Genomic DNA, 1852 nt, shown 5'->3' with positions numbered 1-1852 from the left:
GGGGCGACATCCTGTTTTCCGGCCTCTCACGCAAAAATACCCTGATCTATAATAACGAAATCAGTTTCTTATTTTGGCGGTAGTTTTTTACGATTCTTTGCCAACTGGAATCCTTCAGGCAATGGCTTGAATTTATCGCCATCTTTAGACCAGCGTTTTGCCCTGCTCTGGAATGCCCTTAACGCATCGATATCCAGCGTTGCAGCAACCACAAAGTCATTATCACCGCCCTTCACGCGGGCAATATCGCGCATAAAGGATTCTTTTGCCGGAGAACGTACCCGGCTGTCGCCATATTTTCGGTTATTCACCAAGATGGTATAGGCATGAACATCCAGCGCTGCTGATTCAATCAACGATGCAAACGTATCCAGATCTTTATTCCAGCTCAATACCATCAATGCGTCGACCGCGCCCTGAAACCGGATCCTTGCTTTGCTGTTCTGGAGTTCAGAGCAAATCATAACGCCAAAATTGACGCCGTGATGAATATATACAGGTTTACGATGTTTCGGATTAAGCGTTGAAAATGCCCAGGACTTACCAAACGTTGAAAACAATGCCTCATCTTCACCTACAGCGGGTTCCAGCTTGGGTTGCCATATTTTGACACTCGCCGGATAGCCGAGTCGGTTATCTGACAGGACAAGCACTGCTTCACTCTTCAGTTGATTATCGTCAAAGTGGCGGTATTCCGTCCCCGCAATCAGACTGATACCCGCCGAACTCAAACGATCGGCAATACTGTTAACCCAACGTAACGGAATTGAAAGCTCAGGGAATAAAACATAATCGGGTTTAGGCGACAGTTTCAATGTTGCATTAACCAGTTCAGAAATCCGCTGATACCTTGAACGGGACAGGTTAGATTTGTTACAGGCCATTTTAGCCCAGTCGTCCTCATCGGTTTTGATGCTGGTTAGCGCAACGACAATTTTATGTTTCCTGTCTGTACCAATATGAATGAATTTCTTAGGCCGAACTGTTTTTGTCGCTTCGTCTGAGTCTTGCTCCGATGCCAGCAATGTCGGTTTGATCCATACTCCACGTAATGCTTGCGTATATTTGGCCCAAATAGTGGACGGCCTTCCATCTGAGTTTTTGTCGTATCTGGAGGGTAATCCAACACATTCGGGGGCCAGTTCAGATATTTCAGCGGGTGTTAAAGGACGTGTAGGGAAAATGTAAGGTAAGTAACTCTCATTCTTACGATTTCCTTTAGCCACTTTTTCCAGTCGGGTATTCTTGGTTGATTTCAAAAATAGCTTAATAACATCAATATCAATAAGCGATGAAGTGCTCATTAATTTCAGTATTTTAGCTTCTTTTTTACTATCACGCTGATTAACAAGTTTTTCTGCGGACTGACTCTTTACGATCTGTTTATAAGGTTCTTTTGCTAAGTCAGCCCGAGCTACCAATGGCACTTTTAAATAAAAGTCTGCTGAATCAAAACGAAGATCCAGTAAATCCTTTAGGTTTGTCAGGCTTTGTGAAATATGATTAAAAAATGTATCCGCAAGACACTCTTCTTTCTTGGAATGTTTATCAAGAAATAATTTATCAGGATTGTAATATCGTGTTGCTGCATCAACAAATAGCCAGCTTAAGGTGCCTTTTATACAACGCCAAAGATCATTTACTGCTCGAGTTTTGCAACCATTTATAGTCACTTCCTTGCCTGAGGTAATCACCGAGGCCAGCAGATTGATGGATTCGTAAGCTTTAAGTACAATTTTTTCCGCGTGCTGCCATTCATTCATACTGATAGCAAAGCCAAGCAACCTTGGCAGATAACTAAAATGTGCAAATAGATTATCGGCCCTAAGAATATGGTTGTAGGCAAACTGGG

1 protein-coding gene is annotated in these 1852 nt (G+C 42.9%); it reads right to left on the bottom strand.

Annotated elements, in window-relative coordinates:
- Positions 1–68: 68 nt before the first annotated feature.
- A partial coding sequence (locus EA14781_RS22130; RefSeq protein ID WP_042326942.1) for a carbon-nitrogen hydrolase family protein occupies positions 69–1852 on the bottom strand: 1784 nt, incomplete at its 5' end.

This window comes from Escherichia albertii NBRC 107761 = DSM 17582, from assembly GCF_000759775.1.
In the GTDB taxonomy this organism is placed as follows: domain Bacteria; phylum Pseudomonadota; class Gammaproteobacteria; order Enterobacterales; family Enterobacteriaceae; genus Escherichia; species Escherichia albertii.
The sequence above is the reverse complement of the archived record's forward strand: the minus strand, read 5'-3'. Positions and strand labels throughout refer to the sequence as shown.